This window comes from Peribacillus sp. SRI_006, from assembly GCF_057586375.1.
Map to the genome: position 1 here is coordinate 1 of NZ_JBYCZT010000040.1, position 2,918 is coordinate 2,918.

The window sequence follows — 2,918 nt, forward strand, 5'->3', positions numbered from 1 at the left end:
TTCACCCTCCCATTTAACCCCTAATCAATAAGTTACTGAAAAACACAAAAACACTTCGTTTTCCCGAATCAAAATACCGGGGCCTCTTTATAGCTATTCTGTTCATAATTAAGAAATCCTCTTTTAAAACGTCACTCCCCTTTACACCTTATTTGTAAAATGAACCATGCCCGGTTCAAGAAGACAGATGATATTAAAACATAAAAAAAACTGCCAACGGCAGCTTATTTTGAATTTTCTTCATTTCTTTTTTGTATCTTACGTAAATCCTCGACACGGTCTGGAGATTCTTCAAAGAATTCAACCAAGTCTCCAATCCTATCGATGGCATTCCAACTAAGGTGGTGTTCAATCCCCTCTACATCCTGATAAATATTTTCTTCCTTGACCCCAATCAACCTTAGCATCTGTTCTAAAAGTTCATGACGATATACGAGCCTTTTACCAACTTTTTTCCCATTTGCGGTTAAGACCAGACCCCGGTACTTTTCATATATCAAGTATTTTTCCTGATCAAGTTTTTGAACCATTTTTGTAACAGAAGATGGGTGGACGGAAAGATTTTCAGCAATATCGGAAACCCTTGCATATCCTTTTTCTTCAATAAGTAAATAAATTTGTTCTATGTAATCCTCCATGCTCGGTGTAGGCATTCGGAATCCTCCCATTCAAACGCATATCTAAAAATTTTACTATATATACGACCCCGAAACAAGAAGATATAAGTCTCGGGGCGCCTTTAATGAAGTCTTTCCTTAAGTTTGCTTGACGTTTTGTTCTGTCGGGAAATTAAAACTGATCTTCTTTTCAGAGTCGGACCAAGATAAAATGGCATCAAAGGTCTTTTCCCCTTTCTTAAAACCGCTTATCAAATCCGTTTCACCGCTTGCCAACAGCTTTTTTATATTTGCTTGACTGATTTTCTTATTAAGGATTTTTTTGGATATTGTGAAGTTACACTTTGTTTTTTGATAACTTACACATCCATAGAATTCCCCTTTATCGACAATCTTAGAACCGCATAGTTTACAGCTGCCCACAGATGCCGAGCTTCTTTTTTTAGAGCCGCTCCGTTGAATCGACTCGGTATCCAGCCCTTGAAAATCCCAGTTTTCCGATGATTCCACGGCATCACTGATGATTTTTGCTGACATCTTTTTAACAGCTTCCATAAAGCCTCCAGCTGAAGCCTTTCCTTCACCGATTTCCCTCAAACGCTGTTCCCATTTGGCTGTCATTTCAGGTGAAGCCAGGATTTTCTCCCCGATGGCAGTAATCAGCACTTTTCCTTTATCTGTCGCGAACACCTGGTTTTTTTTGACATTGATGTATTTACGGTCCTTGAGCATGGTAATGATGCCAGCCCGAGTTGCTTCGGTTCCGAGACCCTCGGTTTTCATCAGTACTTTTTCTAACTCTTCATTATCCAGATGCTTTCCGGCAGTTTTCATCAAAGTGATTAGCTGACCCTCTGTATAGCGCTTAGGAGGTTGGGTTTTTCCTTCTTTCACCTTTATATTGGCGACATTTCCAGTATCCCCTTTGGAAACGGACGGCAAAATGATATCATCATCATCCTTGTCATTATTTTGGAAAATCACTTTGCGCCATCCCTCTTGGATCTGCTGCTTGCCTTTAGAAATGAATTCCGCACGCTTATCGACGAGCGTTTTAATGGTGGTGTAATCGAAAATGGCCTTCTCATAATGGGCCGCAATCAACCGGCGAACAACCAAGTCATATATATTCCGTTCTTCGGCGGAAAGCCGCTTCGGGTCGGTTACCTGCTCCGTCGGAATAATGGCATAGTGATCAGTCACTTTTTTTTCATTTACAAACCGTTTATTATTCATGATGTTCGGTTGTGGCAAAGGAAACAGGGATTCATATTCTGAAAATCCGCTTAGTTTTTGCAAGATATCGGGAAATGTTTCGGCTTCCCCCTCCGTAACGTAATTGGAATCTGAACGTGGATAAGAAACGATCCCTTTTTGATATAAACTTTGCACGATATCAAGCGTCTGTTTCGGTGAATATTTATAAATCTTGTTCACTGTCGCTTGCAATGATGATAGATTAAATAACAAAGGCGGCTGAAATTCTTTCCTTTCAGTATCCATTTCCGCTATTTCAGCTTCCTTACCCTTACAAAAGGCGGCAATTTTATCAGCCATTTCTTTTGTTTTGATTCTCGGATCATTATTCAGCTGCCATTTACCCTGATATTTCTTACCGTCCATCTTGAAGTCAGCGAACACTTCCCAGAACGGCTCAGACTTGAATTGCTCAATTTCCATTTCCCGCTTCACTATCAAAGCAAGAGTCGGTGTCTGAACCCTTCCAGCTGAAAACACATCCGAAACGCCCCTTTGTTTCAACAAAATACTATACGCTCTCGACGCATTCATTCCAACAACCCAGTCCGCGCAAGCTCTCGTATACGCTTCATAATAAAGCGGCCTGGTTTTTTCCTCGCTCTTCAAATTTTGAAATCCCTCATAAATCGCTTTCGGGGTCAAAGAGGATATCCATAAACGTTTCATCGGTTTATTGACATTGCATAGATTAACGATGTTGCGTACAATCAATTCTCCTTCACGCCCGGCATCACCTGCATGAATGATTTCATCGACTTCCGTTTTCCTAAGCAAAGTCTTCACAACATTGAATTGCTTTGCCTTTTGCCGGGTCACTTCATATTGAAATTTCTCAGGAATCATCGGCAACGTTTCCATCGACCATTTTTTCCATTTTGAATGATAGGTTTCCGGCGAAACAAGTTGACATAAATGTCCGACGGCCCAAGTTACATAAGCTCCATCGGGGAAAAGTTCATTCGGCATGATTTCTATATAGCCTTGCTGTTTTTTCGTTTTAAATTGAGCCGCTAGCGTTGAACCTTGATCTGGTTTCTCCGC

The 2,918-nt window shown here is 40.7% G+C and carries 2 protein-coding genes; both read right to left on the minus strand.

Features of this window, described 5'->3' with window-relative positions; translation table 11 throughout:
- Positions 1-224: 224 nt before the first annotated feature.
- Positions 225-653 (minus strand): transcriptional regulator MntR, encoded by a 429-nt coding sequence (gene mntR / locus AC2YHV_RS27505; RefSeq protein WP_048687667.1) that lies wholly within the window; start codon positions 651-653, stop codon positions 225-227.
- A 102-nt stretch (positions 654-755) separates the two neighbouring features.
- The coding region (locus AC2YHV_RS27510; protein ID WP_487374599.1) for a DNA topoisomerase III at positions 756-2,918 on the minus strand (2,163 nt) is incomplete at its 5' end.

Coding starts and splice junctions, on each gene's coding strand:
- mntR (WP_048687667.1), bottom strand. CDS start 653: ATGCCTACACCGAGCATGGAGGATTACATAGAACAAATTTATTTACTT.